Here is a 17,086-nt window from a genome sequence, read left to right as displayed (position 1 = left end):
ACGCGATGCGCCGACGCTGGCTATGGCCGAAGCAATTGGAAATCCGTATTTTCCTCAAAACCGCATCCAGAAGGATATGCATTATCGGCATGGCCGTAACTCCGATAAGGGATAACGCGTGACCACAGCCCAGAAAGAGCCGGCCACCCGCACCGTTCAGGGCACGAACTCCGCTCCCCGAACGTTGGCGCATCTCGCACCGGAAAGGATTTCGTGACCGCCTATCTCAATGCCGTCGCCAGCGCGGTGCCCGATCACGACATCCATGCCGCCTTCATCGGCTGGGCGCGCACGCGGGTCGCGCCGGACACGCTGCGGCTGTTCGACCGGATGGCGGCGCGCGCCGGGATCGGCCATCGCTGGTCCGTACTGCCACGAATCGGGGATGCGGGATCGCCCGTCGGCCCGGGCGGCTTCTATGCCGAGGGCATGCCCGGCACCGCCAGCCGCATGGCGATCTATGCCGAGGAAGCGCCGCGACTGGCGATCGCCGCCATTGCCGCCCTTGCGGACCGTATCGCGCTCGACGGGATCACGCATCTCGTGGTCGCGAGCTGCACGGGTTTCGTGGCGCCCGGGATCGACCAGATCGTGGCGCAGGCGATCGGCCTGCCCCCGCAGGTCGAGCGGCTGCTGATCGGCTTCATGGGCTGTTATGCCGCGGTCGCCGCGCTGCGCAGCGCGCGGCACATCGTCCGCTCCGATCCGGATGCGCGCGTTCTCGTGCTGACGGTCGAGTTGTCGACGCTCCACCTCCAGGATGCGCACGCGATCGAGCCGCTGCTGGCGATGCTCCAGTTCGGCGACGGCGCCGCGGCCGGGCTCGTCACCGCCGATCCCGCCGGCTTCGCGCTCGACACGCCGTTCGCGACCACCCTGCCCGATTCGGCGGAGCTGATCCGCTGGGCGATCACCGATACCGGCTTCGCCATGCACCTCTCGGGCGCGGTGCCGGGCCGGATCGCCGAAGCACTCGCCGAGCCGGAATTCGCCGCCGCCGCGACGGGGGGCCGCGCACCCGCGACGATCGACGGCTGGGCGGTCCATGCCGGCGGGCGCTCGATCCTTGATGCGGTGGAGAATGCGCTTCATCTGGCCCCCGACGCGCTCGACGACTCGCGCGCGGTGCTGGCGGCGAACGGCAACATGTCGTCGGCGACGCTGATGTTCGTGCTCGAGCGGCTGCTGGCCGGGCCGCGCGTGGAAAACGGCGTGGCGCTCGCCTTCGGTCCCGGGCTCGCGGCCGAGGGCTTCGCCTTCCAGAGCGCCGCATGAGCCTGCGCGTGCGGGCCGAGGCCGAAGAGCTGATGGACGCCGACGATCTCGACGCCGGCACCTATGCCGCGGTGGTCGGCGATCTGGCGAAGGTGAACCGTGCGACGCTGGCCGCGCGGCCGACGCTCGCGTTCCTGGCGCGCGCGATCCGGACGAAGCGGCTGCGCCTGCTGGACGTGGGGTTTGGCGACGGCGACATGCTGCGGCGGATCGCGCATTGGGCGCAGCGGCGCGGGATCGCGGCGGAGCTGGTCGGCATCGACCTCAATCCGCGCAGCGAGGCCGCGGCGCGCGCGCATACCCCGGCCGATCTGCCGATCCGCTACCTGACCGGCGATTATGCCGCGCTGGGCGGCGAGCGTTGGGATGCGATCGTCAGCAGCCTCGTCGCGCATCATATGAGCCATGCGCAGCTCGTCGCGTTCCTCCGCTTCATGGAGGCGCATGCGACGGCCGGATGGTTCGTCAACGATCTCCACCGCCATGGCTTCGCGCATCGCGGCTTTCCCCTGCTGGCGACGCTCGCGCGCTGGCACCCGATCGTCCGCCACGACGGCACGCTGTCGATCGCGCGCTCCTATCGGCCCGCCGAATGGGCGCCGATCCTAGCCGAGGCGGGGATTGCCGACGCCCGCGTGTTCCGCGCCTTTCCGTTCCGGCTGTGCGTCGAACGCCGGCGCTGATCGTCGGCGGCGGGCCCGCGGGCGCGGCGACCGCGATCGGCCTGGCGCGCGCGCGCCTGCCGCATCTGCTCGTCGAGCGGGCGCGCGAGACGGGCGATGCGCTGTGCGGCGGCTTTCTCAGTTGGCGGACGCTGGAATCGCTCGAACGGCTCGGGATCGCGGCCGATACACTCAACCCGGTGCGCGTCGGCCGGGTGCGGCTGTTCGCCGGATCGCGCGTCCGCGAAGCCGCGCTGCCGCAACCCGGGCTCTCGGTGTCGCGCCGCCGCCTCGATACCGTGATGCTCGCCGCCGCCGTCGCCGAGGGGGCGGCAGTGGAACGCGGCGTGGAGGTGCGCGCGATCGACGCCGATGGCACGCGCACCGCGGACGGCGCCACGATCGCCGCCGACGCGCTGTTCCTCGCCAGCGGCAAACACGATGTCCGCGGGCTGGCCCGCCCCGAGACGGCGCGCGGCGACGATCCCACGCTCGGGCTACGCATCCGGCTCGCGCCGCATCCGGCCCTGGCACGGATGGTGGGCGATGCGGTCGAGCTTCACCTGTTCGACCGCGGCTATGCCGGCATCGCGCTTCAGGAGGATGGCGCCGCCAATCTGTGCATGGCCGTCCACCGCTCGCGGTTGCGCGCGGCGGGCGATCCGCGGGGGCTGCTCGCCGAACTCTCGCGCGCGCATCCCGCGCTGGGCGAGCGGATCGCGTTCGCGGACGATGGCGCGCGGATCGATGCGATCGCCAACGTCCCCTATGGTTGGCGCGAACGCGGCGGCTCGGCGGGGCTGTTCCGGCTGGGCGATCAGGCGGGGGTGATCCCGTCGCTCGCGGGCGAGGGCATGGGGATCGCGATCGCCAGCGGCATCGCCGCCGCCGCCGCCTATCGCGACGGCGGGGCCGCCGGGGCGGCGGCGTGGCAACATGGGTTTGCGCGGCGGCTCGCGCGGCCGATCGGCGTGGCCGGCCTCGTCCGCCGCGTCATGGAAAGCCGGTTCGCGCCGCTGGCGACGGGCCTGGCGGGGCCGGACCTGATCCAGATCATGGCAAAGCTGACCCGGATCGCGCCGTAGCGGCTTGACCCGATCCGGCCCACGCACGAACATGGGCGTCATGGACCAGCTCAATCTCTCTGAAGCCGAGTGGCGCAGGAAACTGACGCCCGCCCAATATCATGTGCTGCGCGAGGCGGGCACGGAGCGGGCCTTCGCCGGCGTGCTGACCGACAACAAGCTGCCCGGCCTCTATCGGTGTGCGGCCTGCGCGAACGATCTGTTCGAGAGCGCGGACAAGTTCGATTCGGGCTCGGGCTGGCCGAGCTTCACCCGGCCGATCCGCCCCGATGCGGTGAGCGACCATAGCGACACCAGCCACGGCATGACTCGCACCGAAACGCGCTGCGCGCGCTGCGACAGCCATCTCGGCCATGTCTTTCCCGACGGGCCGCCGCCTACCGGGCTTCGCTATTGCATGAATTCGATCGCGCTCGAATTTCGCGCGCGGGCGCCGGGCACCGCCACTGCGTGACCGCTTGTAGGCGCCGCGCTTAACGCGTAACCGCGCATGGCAAATGGCCCGTGCGCGTACCCCTCGTTCCCCCTGGCGCCGCCGCTTCGTCCGGCTGGTGCAGGTCGTTGTCGGTCTGGCGGTCATGGCCGCGATCGGCCTCGCCATCGCGGTGTATGTCGCGCGCGAGCAATTGCCGAGCTTCGACGAGCTGAAATCCTCGCCCAACGGCCAGATGATCCGCGTCCATGCCGCCGATGGCAGCGTGCTCGTGTCGCTCGGCCCGAGCTTCGGCGAGTGGATTCCCTATGACCGGATCCCGCAGGTGATGCGCGACGCGACGGTGGCGGTCGAGGATCGCCGCTTCCGTTCGCATATCGGCGTCGATCCGATCGGCGTGGCCCGTTCGGTCGAGGTGCGGTTCCAGCGCGGCCATTGGGTGCAGGGCGGCTCGACGATCACGCAGCAGCTCGCGCGCAACGTGTTCCTCTCCAGCCAGAAGAAGTTCGGCCGCAAGTTCCGCGAATGGATCCTGGCGCTCGCGCTCGAACGCAAGTTCAGCAAGGACCAGATCCTCGAACTCTATCTGAACAAGGTCTATTATGGCGGCGGCGCGTACGGCATCGACGCCGCGAGCCGCAAATTCTTCGGCCATGGCGCCGACCAGCTAAGCCTGGCCGAGGCCGCGGTGATCGCCGGGCTGGTGAAGGCGCCCTCCAATTATTCGCCCACTGCGGATGCTACCGCGGCGGTCGGCCGCGCGGGCGTCGTGATCGCGCAGATGGAGCGCAACGGCTATATCAGCGCGAGCGAGGCAGAGGCCGCCGATCCGCAGGGCCTGAAGCTCGCGCCCGAGGCCAAGCAGAACAGCGTGCGCTATTTCACCGATTGGGCGCTGCCGCAGCTCGACACGCTGATCGATGAAACGACCGCGCCGCTGGAGGTGTGGACGACGCTCGACCCTGCGATGCAGCGGATGGGCGATGCCGCCGTCCAGCAGAACGTGCCCGCTGGCGCGCAGGGCGCGCTCGTCAGCCTCGATCGCGACGGCGCGGTGCGCGCGATGGTCGGCGGCACCGACTATGTGTCGTCGATCTACAACCGCGCGACTCAGGCCGTCCGCCAGCCGGGATCGGCGTTCAAGCTGTTCGTCTATCTCGCCGCGCTGGAGGCGGGGCACAAGCCCGCCGACACGATCGTCGACGAACCCGTCACGATCGACGGGTGGAGTCCGCGCAACGATTCGCGGCACAATAGCGGCCCGGTCTCGCTACGCACCGCCTTTGCCTATTCGCTCAACACCGTCGCGGCGAAGCTCGGGCAGGAGGTGGGCTTTTCGACCGTGGCCGACATGGCGCGCCGGTTCGGCATCACCACGCCCGTCAACACGCATCCCTCGATGGTACTCGGCACCTCGGACGTGCGGCTGATCGACATGACGCGCGCGTTCGCCAGCGTGGCGTCGAACGGGATCGCGGTGACGCCCTATGGCATCACCCGCGTGACTGCGAACGGCCAGACGATCTACACGCACGAAGTGGATCGCAGCCATGTGCTCGTCGCGCCCTATGTCGCCGCCGAGATGACCGACCTGCTGCAGACCGCGGTGAACACCGGCACCGGCCGCCAGGCGCAGATCGGCCGCCCGGTCGCGGGAAAGACGGGCACGACCACGTCGAACAAGGACGGCTGGTTCCTGGGATTCTCCAGCGGCCTGACCACCGGCGTCTGGATGGGCCGCGACGATGCCCGGCCGATCGCGGGGTTACACGGCGGCACCGCGCCCGCCCACGCGTTCGCCGCCTTCATGAAGCCCGCCACCGCCAACCGGCCGATCGAACAGTTCGAGACTCAGGTGACGATGCCCGAATGGCAGCTCGGCAACGAGGAAGACGCCTATTTCGGCCAGCCCGACAACGGCATGGCAGTGGATGCCGACGGCAACCCCGTGCAGACCGCACCCGCCCAGCCCGCCGACGACGGCCCCGCACCCGACCCGCGCGCGCCGGCGCCCAGCGACGATGCCGATTCCGCGCCGCCGCGCCAGGAGCTCAACCAGGACTGGATCGACCGCGTGACCGGCCGCGATCCCCGCCGCACCGCGCCGCCCGCCCCGCGCGAGCGGGCGCCTCAGGACGACCGGCCGAACCCGTGAAGCGCGGCGCCATGCGCGCGCAGCCATGCGCGTGCAGGCGTCGGATCCTCGCCATAGAGATCGGCGACGAGCGCGTGGAACGCCGCGCCGTGGTTCATGTGTACCCGGTGCGCGACCTCGTGCGCGACGGTGGCGCGGCGGACCCAGCCGGGCGCCAGGATCAGCCGCCAGCTATAGCGGATCGTGCCGCTCGACGCGCAACTGCCCCACCGCCCGCGCGCATCGCCCACCGCGACCTTCGCTACGGTGACGCCCGCCTTGGCCGCATATTCGGCGGTTTCGCGCGTTAGCAGGTCGAGCGCGATCCGGGCGAGCCACGCATGGACGCGTCGCGGCAGCGTCTCCACCGGCCCCTGCGCGCAGAGCCGGTCGCCGTCACGCAACAAGGTGCGGCGCGCGCCGTCCTGCCAGTCGAGCCGGATCGGCGCGTCCGCCACCGTCATCGTCATGCCCGGCACGATCGGCTGCGCGGGCGGCAGCCGCGCGCGCTGCTCCGCCACCCATTCCACCTTGCCCTCCGCCCAGGCGAGCGCGGGCTTTAGCGCGGCACGCGGCGGCAGCGTCAGCCGCACGCGCCCACTGGCCGGATCGATCGACAGCCGTGTCCGCCGTGCGCGCGCGTGGCGAACGACCTCTAGCCCCTCGATCACCGCCGATCCGCCGCTCACAGGATGCGGTCGACGACGAAATCCTCCAGATCCTCGCCGACATCGTCCTCGCTGACCGTCCAGCCGCGCACCGACTGCCCGGCGCGGTGCACCGCCTCGCGGTCGCCGCACACGAGATAATGCCAGCCCGGCAGCGGATCGCCTGCCGCACGCAGCCGATAGGCGCAGGTCGAGGGCAACCAGTCGATCCCGCGCACATTGCCCATCGTCAGCCGCACGCATTCGGGCACATAGGCACGCCGGTTGCGGTAATCGGAACATTGGCCGCTGCGCCGATCGAGCAGCCGGCATGCGACATTGGTGGGCACGAGCTCGCCCGTCTCCTCGTCCTCCAGCTTGTGGATGCAGCATTTGCCGCATCCGTCGCACAGGGCCTCCCACTGGCCGCGGTCCAGCGTCTCGATCGGGCGTTCCCAGAACCGGTCCATCAGTGCGCCCAACGCTCGATCTCGGCGACGATCGCCTGGGGATCCTGTTCGCTGGGCAGGAGCACCAGCGGTTTGCCGGAAGGATCCATCAGAAAGGCGACGCGGCTGTGATTGACCATGTAACCGCCGCCGGGCGCGGGATCGCCCTTGGCATAATAGACGCCATATTCCTTCGCCACCTTGGCGATCGCCGGCGCGCTGCCGGTCAAGCCGACGATGCGCGGCGAGAAGGCGCCGACGAACGCCTTCAGCACCGCCGGCGTATCGCGCGCCGGATCCACGCTGACGAAGACGGGTACGATCCGCGCCGCGAGCTTCGGATCGCTCGTCTCCAGCAGGCGCATCGCCGCGCCGATATGCTGCATGTCGACGGGGCAGACATCGGGGCAGAAGGTGTAGCCGAAATACATGATCCGGTAGCGCCCGGCGAAGTCCCGGTCGGTGACGGTGCGGCCATTCTGGTCGGTGAGCGCGAACGGGCCGCCGATCGCGGCGCCGGCCAGCGGTGCATGCGCCGGAGGCTCGGCCGCGCGCGAACCGCAACCTGCCAGTGCAAGCGCCATCAGCGGATACATTCGGGACATGTTCATGACGTAGGCAGCCTTGATCTGATAGCAACCACGGCGCAAGTCATCCCGTCCGTTCTCGCCAGGAAGCCACCATGCCGCGTCCATCGCTCACCGCCGCCCTGCTGATCGCGCCCGCCCTGTTCGCCGCCGCCGTTCCGGCGTCTGCGCAGCTTTCGCAGTCGCAGGGCTATAAATTCCTCCAGGCGGTGAAGGACGGCAAGAACGACGAGGTGATCCAGGCCTTGTCCAAGCCCGGCAGCACGATCGTCAACGCGCGCGACGTGACGAGCGGCGACGGCGCGCTGGCCATCGTCATCAAGCGCGGCGACATGGCGTATCTCAATTATCTGCTGCAGATGGGCGCGGACCCCAATCTGCGCGACGGCAAGGGCAACACGCCGCTGCTGCTGGCGGTGACCGAGGGCGAGACGGACATGATCCCGGTGCTCGCCAAGGCCAAGGCCAATCCGAACCTCGGCAATGCCGGTGGCGAGACGCCGCTGATCCGCGCGGTGCAGCGCCGCGACCTGGCGATGGTGCGCGCGCTGCTGGCGGCCGGGGGCGATCCCGACCAGCGCGACTCGCTCGCCGGGCTGTCCGCGCGCGATTATGCCACGCAGGATCAGCGCAACCTGCCGATCGCCAAGATCTTCGCCGAAACGCCGAAGACCGCCAAACGCGCGGTGGCCGGGCCGAAATTCTGACCGCCGAAGCGGGATGCATATCGGTCGATCCGGTTTTTCATCCGTTCGCGCTGAGCTTGTCGAAGCACGCGTTCCGCGACGGAGCCATCGCATCCGTGACAGGCCCTTCGACAGGCTCAGGGCGAACGGAGCATGGAATACCATGACATCCTAGGCGAGCGGCAGCACCGCCGCCTCGGGATCGGCCAGCGTCACCAACCGTCGCGCCGCGCGACGGGCAAAGGCCAGGGTGCCCCGTTTGCGGGCATGCGCGGCGAGCGGCAGCGTGTGCGCCTCGCGGACGATTGCCGCGTCATAGCGGTCGGCGACGATCACGCCGGTCCGCTCGGGCAGGAACGCGGCGCCGTCGAGCGGCGTGGCATCGAAGCCGGCCGGCACCGCCCAATAATAACGGTCGCAATGCGCGAGGTAATCGGGCCATTTGCCGTCGCCGAGCAGGTCGGCGCGGGAGACCTTGATCTCGACGATCACCAATTGCCCGCGCGCGTCGATCGCCATCAGATCGGCACGGCGCCCCCCTTCCAGCGGCACTTCGGGAATGGCGATCAGATCGTGGCGGAACAGCATCCGCGTCACGCCGCGGCATACATCCGCGGCGCAGAGCGAAGACTCGGGATGGTCCAGACAGGCGGCGGAGGGCGCGATCATGTCCGCCCGATTAGAACATCATGCGAACGCCGCCAAGGGGCCGACCGCGTCGACGGCTCCATCCGACCGGCGATCCCGCCGGACGATCAGCGATAGAAGATGTGGTTGCCGATCGCGGCGACCTTGGTCATCCGGGCCGATGCCGAGACGCTGCGCGCGTGGAAGAACAGCGCGTCGGGCGCGGGGCTGTCCCAAGCCGCGCGCAACGCCACCTTGGCGACCGCTAGCGCGGTGCGATAGGCGGCGCGCGACGAGTCGATCGACGGGATGATCCCGGCGTGCACGAACGAGAACTGGCCGCGCTGCGTCACGACCGAGCATACGGAGGTGGGGAAGCGGCCCGACTTGGCGCGGTTGATGATGACCTGCGCGACGGCGAGCTGGCCCGAGAGCGGCTCGCCCTTGGATTCGAAATAGACCGCGCCGGCGAGGCAGCGGGCATCGTCGTCGCTGCTGGTGTCCTGCGCGGCGACCGCGGCATCGAGGCTGTCGAAGGTGGCGGGCTGCGGCTTGGGCGCATCGACGGGCTGAACCGGATCGGCCTGGGCGGGGGCAGCGGGAAGAACGGGGATCGCGGCCGGGGCGGGCGGCGTGACGCGGAACAGCGCCTGGGTCGTCGAATCGATCAGGGCAGTGGAGCCCATGATGGCGGTGCCCATGGCGCCACGATCGATCTCGGTGGCTTTACCGGGGGTGCTCATCACGAGCCCGGCAAGCGAAAAGGTCATCACCGCGAAGGTCGCGGCGCGCTGCAAAATCGTCATTCACTCGAATTGTTATGCGGTTGGACCACGGACCCGACCATCAGGATGGTCGTCCGGGCATCCCCCCGACTGCGTAACCGTTCCGGATCGCACCCGAAGCGGCACAACGCCATTTGCGATGAGCCGACTTTGCCGGGGGAACTTTTCGAGTCAATGTTACAGCATCGTTTCAGCGGCGAACCGTTCTGCCGACGGGACGTCCAGTTCGATCACCCACAGATCGGGGTCGCGCCCGCGCCGCCGCTGCCAATAGGATTGGGGATCCTCCGACCGGTTCGACTCGATCAGCGCGGGCTCGCCGGCTGGTCCTGCCCCCCGTTCCAGCACGCGCGTCGCGCCCGCCCGATCGACGATGCACACGAGCAGCCCGCCCGCCTGCGCATCGCCCCTGGCCAGCACGACGCCGATCCCGCCGGCGTCGTTGGCCCGGCGCAGCAGGGCGCCGACGACCAGACCGGTGGGCAGCCGATCGTTCACCGGCTGCCATAGCCGCTGAGCCCGGCGAGCGCGATCCGCGACTTCATGAAGGTGCCGGTGCCGCGCGCCGCCTCTTCGCCGGTGGCGTCGATCAGCCGGGCATCCGCCACGAACACGCGGCGCTGGCCGCTGATCCAGCGCCCCTCGGCGACCACCGGCCCGGCGCGCAGCGGACGGGTGAAATGGAGATTGAACGCGGTGGTCAGCAGGAACCGGTCGGTCACCAGGCTGTTGGCCGCATAGAAGGCGGCATCGTCGAGCATCTTGAAATAGCTGGTGCCGTGCGCGGCGCCGCCGGCGTGGAAATGGCGCTCGTCGATCGTGAAGCGGATCCGCGCCACGCCCCGCGCCGGAATTTCCAGGATCGATTCGAACAGGCGGTTGATCGGCGCGGCGGCATAGAGCCGTTCGAGCGCGCGGAAATGCGCGTCCTCGCCCGCGCCGGATGGCAAGGGATCAGGCAGCGTCGCGCGCCTCGTCCGCGGTGAACAGCGCGTAGAGCGCATCGCGCGATCCGGCGCCGCGCAGCTTGGCAAGGAACGCCCGGTCGCGCATTCGTCGCGAGATCCGCGCGAGCGCCTTCAGATGATCGGCCCCCGCCTCGGTCGGCGACAGCAGCATGAAGACGAGATCGACGGGCAGCGCATCCACCGCCTGGAACTCGATGCCCTGCGCCAGGCGCGCGAAGACGCCGGTCACCGCGGGCAATCCGGGAAGCTTGGCATGCGGGATCGCCACGCCGCCGCCGAAGCCCGTCGAGCCCAGCTTCTCGCGCTCGCCCAGCCGGTCCGCGATCGTCTTCGCATCGCAAGCGACGATCCCCGCCGCCGCCCCGCCCAGCTGCTGGAACAGCGCTTTCTTGTTGGCGACCGACACGCCGGTGAGGATCGCCTCGGGGCGAAGCAGATCGCTGAAATCGAGCATCGTGGTTTCCGGCATGCGGTGGCACGCGGTGGGCGCCATAGCGCCAACCGCGTGCCGACGAAAGCCGCAGCTCCCTATCCCATGTTGCCGGGGATCCCAGGTCAGGCGGCGCGCTGCGGCTCCACCCAGCCGATGGTGCCGTCGCCGCGGCGATAGACCATGTTGTACGCGCCCGTTCCGGCATTCTTGAACAGCAGTGCGGCGGTGTTGCGCAGATCGAGCATCATCACCGCGTCGGAGACGCTTGCATCGGGCACGTCGACCCGCGTCTCGGCGACGATCAGCGGCGCATCGCCGACATCCTCCTCGCCGGCCGGCTCCTGGAACAGCGTGTAGCCGGCATTGTCATAGCCGTTGGCCTCGGCCATCTCGACCGCTTCGCCCGCGTGACGATCCTTCAGGCGGCGCATGTAGCGGCGCAACTGCTTCTCGATCTTGTCGGCGACGCCCTCGAAGGCGGGATGCGCTTCCTGTGCGTCGTGCCGGCCTTTCAGCACCAGGCCCTTCATCACATGCGCGACGATATCGCAGGTAAAACCGTTATCGTGCGGCCCCTTGCCGAAGGTGACCTCCGCCGAGATGGCCCGGGCGAAATATTTGTCGGCGATACCCTGAAGTCGGTCCTCGACATGGCTCTTGAGCGCATCGCCAATGGCGACCTGATGACCAGAAATCCGGATATCCATTCTCTTCTCCATTCGATGTCCGCGGCCCTGTTGAGTCCGCAGAAGGCGTCATCCGGACGCCGCGGCCCCCCATATCGGATCGTCGATCCGTTTCATGAACGCCGCATGGGCGGCAAGTTCTCCCTCGGACGCGGCGAAAATCCGTGGCGGGCGCACCACCCGGGGCGTCGTGGACGCGACCGGGCCCGCCGCCGCGGCGGGTGCGTCCGAGACGAGGCCCAGCCCGATCTGCCGCCCGCCGAGCAACTCGACATAGACCTGCGCCAGAAGCTGCGCATCGAGCAGCGCGCCGTGCAGCACGCGGTGGCTGCGATCGATCCCATAGCGCGAGCATAGCGCGTCGAGCGTGTGCTTGGCGCCCGGATGCCGTTGCCGCGCGATCTGCAGCGTATCGACCATCCGCGTCCGGTGGCAGACCGGATCGCGCCGACACCGCGTCAGCTCGCCGTTGAGAAAGGCGAAATCGAACCCCGCATTGTGCGCGATCAGCGGCGCATCGCCCAGAAAGGCGATCAGGTCGTCCACCGCCTCGTGGAAGCGCGGCTTGTCCGCCAGGAATGCCGCCGACAGGCCGTGGACCGCGAATGCCTCCTGCGGCATGTCGCGCTCGGGGTGATAATAAGCGTGGAAGGTGACGCCGGTCTCCACGCGGTGGACGAGCTCGACGCAGCCGATCTCCACCATCCGGTCGCCACCGGGAAAGCTCAGACCCGTGGTTTCGGTATCGAAGACGATCTCGCGCATCGGGCGGTTATCGCGCCGCCTTGCCGACGAGGCAAGCGATGACGTCGCGCACGGCGTCGCGCGTGTGGTTGAGCGGCACGTCGGTGCGGATCACGAAACGGGCGCGCGCCTGTTTTTCGGCATCGGGAAGCTGGCGTGCCAGAATCGCGTGGAGCTTGGCGGGCGTCATGCCGGGACGCGCGAGCACGCGCTGGCGCTGCACCGACGGCGCCGCCGTCACGACCGCCACCACGTCCATCGCCGAATCGCCGCCGGTTTCGTAGAGCAGCGGCACGTCGAACAGCAGCAGCGGCGCGCCGCGATGCGTGGTGCGGAACAGCGCCCGCTCCTCTGCCACGGCGGGATGGACGATCGCCTCCAGCGCGCGGATCGCCATCTCGTTGCCGAACACCAGCGCGCCGAGTGCGTCGCGATCGACGCCGCGGCGCCCGGTCGATCCGGGAAAGCGCGCCTCGATCGCGGGCAACAGCCGGCCGCGCGGACGCTGCAACCGGCGCACCGTGGCGTCCGCATCGAATACCGGCACGCCCTCGTCGGCGAACATCGCGGCGACAGTCGATTTGCCCATTCCGATCGAACCGGTGAGGCCCAGCGCGATCATGCGACCAGCAGCGCGCGCAACGCGTCGTCGCGCTCGCGCGGGGGCGCCGCACCGAACAGGATCTCGAAGGCGAGCGAGGCCTGGCCCACCAGCATCTCCAGCCCGTCGACCGTCTCCAGCCCGCGCGCATGCGCGGCGGCCAGCAACGGCGTCTCGAGCGGCGCATAGACGATGTCATAGACCAGCGCATCGTCGGGCAGGGGGGTCAGGTCGATCGCGAGCGGCGGCTGGCCCGTCATGCCCAGCGTCGTCGCGTTGACGAGCAAGGCACATGGCGGAAGCGCGGCGGTGAGCGGCAGCGCCTGCCCCTTCAACCCGAAGGCGGCCAGCAGTGCCGCGCCCTTCAGCGGATTGCGGTTGAGCAGGGTCACGCGGCCCACGCCAATCCGCGACAGCGCGAACAGGATCGCGCGCGCCGCACCACCGGCGCCGATCACCGTGACCGCCTTACCCGCCAGATCGCGATCGGCGATCGGCGCGTAGAAGCCGCCGGCATCGGTGTTGGTGCCGATCAGCGCGCCGTCCTGTCCGCGGAATACGGTGTTGATCGCCCCGATCGTGCCGCGCACGTCGCCCGGATCGCCGACATGATCGAGCGCGGCCAGCTTGTGCGGCACGGTGACGTTGCACCCGCGCCATGCCGGATCGGCGCGCCGAGCGGCCAGCCACGCGCCCAGATCCTCGGGCGCCACGCGAGTCGCGCGGTAATCAGCGTCGATCCCCAGCGCCTTCAGCCAGAAACCGTGGATCATCGGCGATTTGCTGTGCGCGACGGGATCGCCGATCACCTCGGCATAAGGCTGGCTCATGAACGGGTTCCGCTTGGGGAAAGGGACGTCGCAACGGGATCGACCGGCGGCGCACGGTATCGGACCATCCGGTTCACGCCGGCATCATCCCGCGGACGCGCAGATAGCCGAGCACGGGCAGCAGCGGCAGGCCGAGCACGGTGAACTGGCTGCCCTCGATCCGGTCGAAGAGCTGCGCGCCCGGACCCTCGATCCGGTAGCAACCCACGCATCCGGCGATCGCGGGCCATTCCCGGTCAAGATAGGCGGCGATGAACGCGTCGCTCAAGGGGCGGACGTGCATCCGCGCCGCCTCCACGTGACGCCAGACGGCGCGGCCCCCTTGCGCGATCACGGCACCGCTCCACAATTCGTGGCGCGCGCCGCTCATACGGCGGAGATGCTCGGCGGCCTGTTCGCGGCTTTCGGGCTTGTCGAGCAGGCTGCCGTCGGCGAGCGCCACCACTGAATCGCTGCCGAGCACCAGCGGCTGCGGGTGACGCTGCGAGATCTTCACCGCCTTCAGCTCGGCGAGCGCATCCGCCAGGTCGCGTGGCGAGAGATGCGCGAGCGCCGCCTTGGCCGCGTCCTCGTCGACGCCCGCTGCGACCGCCTCGAACGATACGCCCGCCGCCGTCAGCATCGCGCGCCGCGACGCGCTTTGCGAGGCGAGGATCAGCGTTTCGGTCATTCCGCGACGATGCCCGGCGTGCCACGGCGTTCGTTGCACAGCGCGATGATCGCCGCGGCGGTCTCCTCGATCGAACGGCGCGTCACGTCGATCACCGGCCAGCCATGGTCGGCGAACAGGCGCCGCGCGAACATCAGCTCCTTCTGCACCGCATCCTCGTTCACATAGGCCGTTTCGGGTGCCTGGTTGAGCGAGAGCAGCCGGTTGCGCCGGACCTGGATCAGCCGGTCCGCGCTGGTGGTAAGCCCCACGACCAGCGGGTTCCTGAGCGTATAGAGCGCGGCGGGCGGCGGGCTTTCGACCACGACCGGGATGTTGGCCGTTTTATAGCCGCGGTTCGCCAGATAGATGGACGTGGGCGTCTTGGACGAGCGCGACACGCCCGCAAGCACGATATCGGCCTCTTCCCAATCCTCGTGCGCGATGCCGTCGTCATGCGCGATCGTGAACTGGATGGCGTCGACGCGGGCGAAATAGGCGGCATCCAGGACGTGCTGGCGCCCCGGCCGCGCCTTGGCTTGCTGCCCCAGCAGCCCCGACAGCGCATCGTTCACAGGATCGAGCGGGGCGACCACCGGAAGGCCGAGGCTCGCACAGCGCTGTTCCAGGATCCGCCGGCTCCCCGCGTTCACCAGCGTGAAGATCACCAGCCCCGGATTCTGCGCGATCTCTTCCAAGATGCGCTCCAGATGCGTCTCGGTGCGCACCATCGGCCAGAAATGCCGCACCGTCTCGACATCGTCATATTGCGCCAGCGCGGCTTTGGCGATGTTCTCCAGCGTCTCGCCGGTGGAATCGGAGAGCAGGTGAAGATGGAGCCGGACCGTCACGGGCGCCGGAACGGAACTGTGGACAACATGGGGACGAACGCTAGCGCAACTCGCACGATCGTCCAAGCCACCGGGATGCCGTGGAAAACCGCGGGCTTATCCACATCGCCGCGCACAGGCGCCGCTTTGGCGCACAGCCTGTGGATAACGGGGACGGTGCGATCCGAATCGGCGCGTTCGCGCGGGCGCGCCACGGTCAAGCTGTTGGCATTTCGGGGACGAACGCCTAACCCCCGCTACCCACTGTGCAACTACTGCAACATCCTCTTTTTAGAATCTCTTATAGTGATAGAAGGGCTTTCGCGCTGACCGATCGGGCTTTCGACAAACCGCTGCTCGCCACGCTGAAGGGTGACAAGCCTTTGGTGCCGCCGGTATGGTTCATGCGTCAGGCGGGGCGCTATCTTCCCGAATATCGTGCACTACGGGCGGAGAAGGGCGGCTTTCTCGCGCTTGCCACCGATCCCGAGGCCGCTGCCGAAGTGACCATGCAGCCGATCCGGCGCTTCGGCTTCGACGGCGCGATCCTGTTCTCCGACATCCTGATGGTGCCATGGGCGCTGGGGCAGGATCTGAGCTTTGGGGTGGGCGAGGGTCCCCGGCTGGAGCCCCCGCTGGTCGATCATGCGCTGGCGGCGCTCCAGAGCCATGCCGACCGGCTCGAGCCGGTCTATGCGACGGTGGCGCGGGTCGCGGCGCTGCTGCCCTTACAGACCGCCTTCCTGGGCTTTGCCGGCTCCCCCTGGACGGTCGCCACCTATATGGTGGCGGGGCATGGCAGCCGCGACCAGGCCGAGACGCGGCGGTTCGCGCATCGCGATCCGGCGGCGTTCGGCGCGATCATCGATGCCATTGCCGATCTGACCATCGAATATCTCGCCCGCCAGATCGAAGCCGGCGTCGAGGCGGTCCAGCTGTTCGACAGTTGGGCTGGCAGCCTCTCGCCGATGCAGTTCGAACGCTGGGTGATCGCGCCCACCGGGCGGATCGTGGCGGCGCTGGCGGCGCGGTGCCCCGGCATACCGGTGATCGCCTTTCCGAAAGGCGCGGGGGGCAAGCTGCCGGCCTATGCGCGCGAGACGGCCGCGACGGCGATCGGGCTGGACGAGACGGTCGATCCCGCCTGGGCACATGCCGCGCTGCCGCCGGGATTGCCGGTGCAGGGCAATCTCGATCCGCTGGCGCTGATCGCCGGCGGCGCGACGCTCGACGCAGCGATCGACCGCGTGCTGGGCGCTTTTGCGGAGCGGCCCCATGTTTTCAACTTGGGCCACGGCATCCAGCAGGATACGCCGATCGCGCATGTCGAGCAGGCGCTCGCACGGATACGGAGGACGGCATGATCGGCTGGCTGGGCGCTTCCTATGACTGGGTGAAGGCGGCGCATCTGATCTTCGTGATCTTCTGGATGGCGGGGCTGTTCATGATGCCGCGCTATCTCGTCTATCATCAGGAGGCGCTGGCCCGCGGCGACGCGGCCGAGGCCGCGGCCTGGGTCGAGCGCGAGGGAAAGATCCGCCACATCATCCTGACGCCCGCGCTGATCGCGGTGTGGGTGCTGGGGTTGATGCTCGCCGCCAATCTCGGCCTGTTCGCCGGGCAGCCCGGGCTCGGCTGGCTTCACGCCAAGCTGCTGATCGTGCTGCTGCTGTCGGGCTATCATGGCTGGGCGGTGGGCTATGCGCGCAAGCTCGCGGGCGGCCGCCCGACGATGACGGGCAAGGCGCTGCGGATGATGAACGAGGTGCCCGCGCTCGCGGTAACGCTGATCGTCATCCTGGTGATCGTCCGCCCCTTTTGAGGGCCGCTTGACTTGGAGGTGGGCCGGGCCTAATTCCCGTTCGGCGTAAAAACCGGCGTCCTGCCGTGCTTTCCATGCGTGATCTCCAGCATCGTCCTCGCCGCGAAGATTTCGCCGAACGACGCACCTTTCTGCCGACCTTTCGCGGACACT

At 69.1% G+C, this 17,086-nt stretch carries 22 protein-coding genes; 8 read left to right on the top strand and 14 right to left on the bottom strand.

Going from position 1 to position 17,086, the window contains the following annotated elements; translation table 11 throughout:
* Positions 1-213: 213 nt before the first annotated feature.
* From L8H00_RS10810 to L8H00_RS10790, 5 genes are read left to right on the top strand one after another with little or no spacing between them, the layout of a single operon-like run.
* Positions 214-1,275 (top strand): type III polyketide synthase, encoded by a 1,062-nt coding sequence (locus L8H00_RS10810; protein WP_242097319.1) that lies wholly within the window; start codon positions 214-216, stop codon positions 1,273-1,275.
* On the top strand, positions 1,272-1,958 hold the full coding sequence (locus L8H00_RS10805) for a methyltransferase domain-containing protein (RefSeq protein WP_242097318.1): 687 nt from the start codon (positions 1,272-1,274) through the stop codon (positions 1,956-1,958). Before L8H00_RS10810 ends, L8H00_RS10805 begins: the two co-directional genes overlap by 4 nt.
* Positions 1,937-3,022 carry an FAD-dependent monooxygenase gene (locus tag L8H00_RS10800; protein WP_242097317.1) on the top strand — a complete coding sequence of 362 codons (1,086 nt, stop codon included), beginning with the start codon at positions 1,937-1,939 and terminating at the stop codon, positions 3,020-3,022. Before L8H00_RS10805 ends, L8H00_RS10800 begins: the two co-directional genes overlap by 22 nt.
* Positions 3,023-3,062: 40 nt before the next feature.
* Positions 3,063-3,476 carry a peptide-methionine (R)-S-oxide reductase MsrB gene (gene msrB, locus L8H00_RS10795; RefSeq protein ID WP_242097316.1) on the top strand — a complete coding sequence of 138 codons (414 nt, stop codon included), beginning with the start codon at positions 3,063-3,065 and terminating at the stop codon, positions 3,474-3,476.
* Positions 3,477-3,519: 43 nt separating this feature from the next.
* Complete coding sequence (locus L8H00_RS10790; protein WP_242097315.1) at positions 3,520-5,610, top strand: PBP1A family penicillin-binding protein; 2,091 nt, start codon at positions 3,520-3,522, stop codon at positions 5,608-5,610.
* Here the strand turns inward: L8H00_RS10790 and L8H00_RS10785 are convergent.
* From L8H00_RS10785 to L8H00_RS10775, 3 genes are read right to left on the bottom strand one after another with little or no spacing between them, the layout of a single operon-like run.
* The gene (locus L8H00_RS10785; protein ID WP_242097503.1) at positions 5,586-6,260 is read right to left on the bottom strand and encodes a SprT family zinc-dependent metalloprotease; all 675 of its coding nucleotides are present in this window, start codon (positions 6,258-6,260) and stop codon (positions 5,586-5,588) included. The two genes, L8H00_RS10790 and L8H00_RS10785, sit on opposite strands and share 25 nt — an antisense overlap.
* 14 nt (positions 6,261-6,274) lie before the next feature.
* Positions 6,275-6,706 carry a YcgN family cysteine cluster protein gene (locus L8H00_RS10780; RefSeq protein WP_242097314.1) on the bottom strand — a complete coding sequence of 144 codons (432 nt, stop codon included), beginning with the start codon at positions 6,704-6,706 and terminating at the stop codon, positions 6,275-6,277.
* Positions 6,706-7,269: an SCO family protein gene (locus L8H00_RS10775; RefSeq protein WP_242097502.1), complete on the bottom strand. Its 564-nt coding sequence runs from the start codon at positions 7,267-7,269 to the stop codon at positions 6,706-6,708. The genes L8H00_RS10780 and L8H00_RS10775 overlap by 1 nt, the downstream gene beginning before the upstream one ends.
* Before the next feature lie 98 nt (positions 7,270-7,367).
* On the opposite strand from L8H00_RS10775, the gene L8H00_RS10770 reads away from it, so the two are divergent.
* Entirely contained in the window at positions 7,368-7,979 is a 612-nt protein-coding gene (locus L8H00_RS10770) for an ankyrin repeat domain-containing protein (RefSeq protein WP_242097313.1), read from the top strand.
* Between the two features lie 150 nt (positions 7,980-8,129).
* Here the strand turns inward: L8H00_RS10770 and L8H00_RS10765 are convergent, their stop codons facing one another.
* From L8H00_RS10765 to L8H00_RS10715, 11 genes are all read right to left on the bottom strand, one after another.
* Positions 8,130-8,627: an MmcB family DNA repair protein gene (locus tag L8H00_RS10765; protein ID WP_242097312.1), complete on the bottom strand. Its 498-nt coding sequence runs from the start codon at positions 8,625-8,627 to the stop codon at positions 8,130-8,132.
* 86 nt (positions 8,628-8,713) lie between these two features.
* Complete coding sequence (locus L8H00_RS10760) at positions 8,714-9,391, bottom strand: cell wall hydrolase (protein WP_242097311.1); 678 nt, start codon at positions 9,389-9,391, stop codon at positions 8,714-8,716.
* Between the two features lie 156 nt (positions 9,392-9,547).
* Positions 9,548-9,868 carry a DUF1491 family protein gene (locus L8H00_RS10755; protein WP_242097310.1) on the bottom strand — a complete coding sequence of 107 codons (321 nt, stop codon included), beginning with the start codon at positions 9,866-9,868 and terminating at the stop codon, positions 9,548-9,550.
* Positions 9,865-10,374 carry a PaaI family thioesterase gene (locus tag L8H00_RS10750; protein ID WP_242097309.1) on the bottom strand — a complete coding sequence of 170 codons (510 nt, stop codon included), beginning with the start codon at positions 10,372-10,374 and terminating at the stop codon, positions 9,865-9,867. The genes L8H00_RS10755 and L8H00_RS10750 overlap by 4 nt, the downstream gene beginning before the upstream one ends.
* Entirely contained in the window at positions 10,325-10,792 is a 468-nt protein-coding gene (locus L8H00_RS10745; RefSeq protein ID WP_242097308.1) for a PTS sugar transporter subunit IIA, read from the bottom strand. Before L8H00_RS10745 ends, L8H00_RS10750 begins: the two co-directional genes overlap by 50 nt.
* 101 nt (positions 10,793-10,893) lie before the next feature.
* The gene (raiA, locus tag L8H00_RS10740) at positions 10,894-11,478 is read right to left on the bottom strand and encodes a ribosome-associated translation inhibitor RaiA (protein ID WP_242097307.1); all 585 of its coding nucleotides are present in this window, start codon (positions 11,476-11,478) and stop codon (positions 10,894-10,896) included.
* 48 nt (positions 11,479-11,526) lie between these two features.
* Positions 11,527-12,222: a DNA polymerase III subunit epsilon gene (dnaQ, locus tag L8H00_RS10735; RefSeq protein WP_242097306.1), complete on the bottom strand. Its 696-nt coding sequence runs from the start codon at positions 12,220-12,222 to the stop codon at positions 11,527-11,529.
* A gap of 7 nt (positions 12,223-12,229) precedes the next feature.
* The gene (gene coaE / locus L8H00_RS10730; protein ID WP_242097305.1) at positions 12,230-12,823 is read right to left on the bottom strand and encodes a dephospho-CoA kinase; all 594 of its coding nucleotides are present in this window, start codon (positions 12,821-12,823) and stop codon (positions 12,230-12,232) included.
* Entirely contained in the window at positions 12,820-13,632 is an 813-nt protein-coding gene (locus L8H00_RS10725; protein ID WP_242097304.1) for a shikimate dehydrogenase, read from the bottom strand. The genes coaE and L8H00_RS10725 overlap by 4 nt, the downstream gene beginning before the upstream one ends.
* Before the next feature lie 73 nt (positions 13,633-13,705).
* Positions 13,706-14,302: a nucleoside triphosphate pyrophosphatase gene (locus tag L8H00_RS10720; protein ID WP_242097303.1), complete on the bottom strand. Its 597-nt coding sequence runs from the start codon at positions 14,300-14,302 to the stop codon at positions 13,706-13,708.
* A complete protein-coding gene (locus L8H00_RS10715; RefSeq protein ID WP_242097302.1) occupies positions 14,299-15,132 on the bottom strand; it encodes a pyruvate, water dikinase regulatory protein in 834 nt (277 codons plus the stop codon). The genes L8H00_RS10720 and L8H00_RS10715 overlap by 4 nt, the downstream gene beginning before the upstream one ends.
* 305 nt (positions 15,133-15,437) lie before the next feature.
* Between L8H00_RS10715 and hemE the strand changes: the two genes are divergently transcribed.
* Together hemE and L8H00_RS10705 are read left to right on the top strand one after the other, a co-directional pair.
* The gene (hemE, locus tag L8H00_RS10710; RefSeq protein WP_277924395.1) at positions 15,438-16,475 is read left to right on the top strand and encodes a uroporphyrinogen decarboxylase; all 1,038 of its coding nucleotides are present in this window, start codon (positions 15,438-15,440) and stop codon (positions 16,473-16,475) included.
* On the top strand, positions 16,472-16,933 hold the full coding sequence (locus L8H00_RS10705; protein ID WP_242097300.1) for a CopD family protein: 462 nt from the start codon (positions 16,472-16,474) through the stop codon (positions 16,931-16,933). The genes hemE and L8H00_RS10705 overlap by 4 nt, the downstream gene beginning before the upstream one ends.
* Positions 16,934-17,086: the final 153 nt, after the last annotated feature.

Source organism: Sphingomonas sp. CROZ-RG-20F-R02-07 (genome assembly GCF_022662335.1).
GTDB lineage: Bacteria > Pseudomonadota > Alphaproteobacteria > Sphingomonadales > Sphingomonadaceae > Sphingomonas.
The sequence above is the reverse complement of the archived record's forward strand: the minus strand, read 5'-3'. Positions and strand labels throughout refer to the sequence as shown.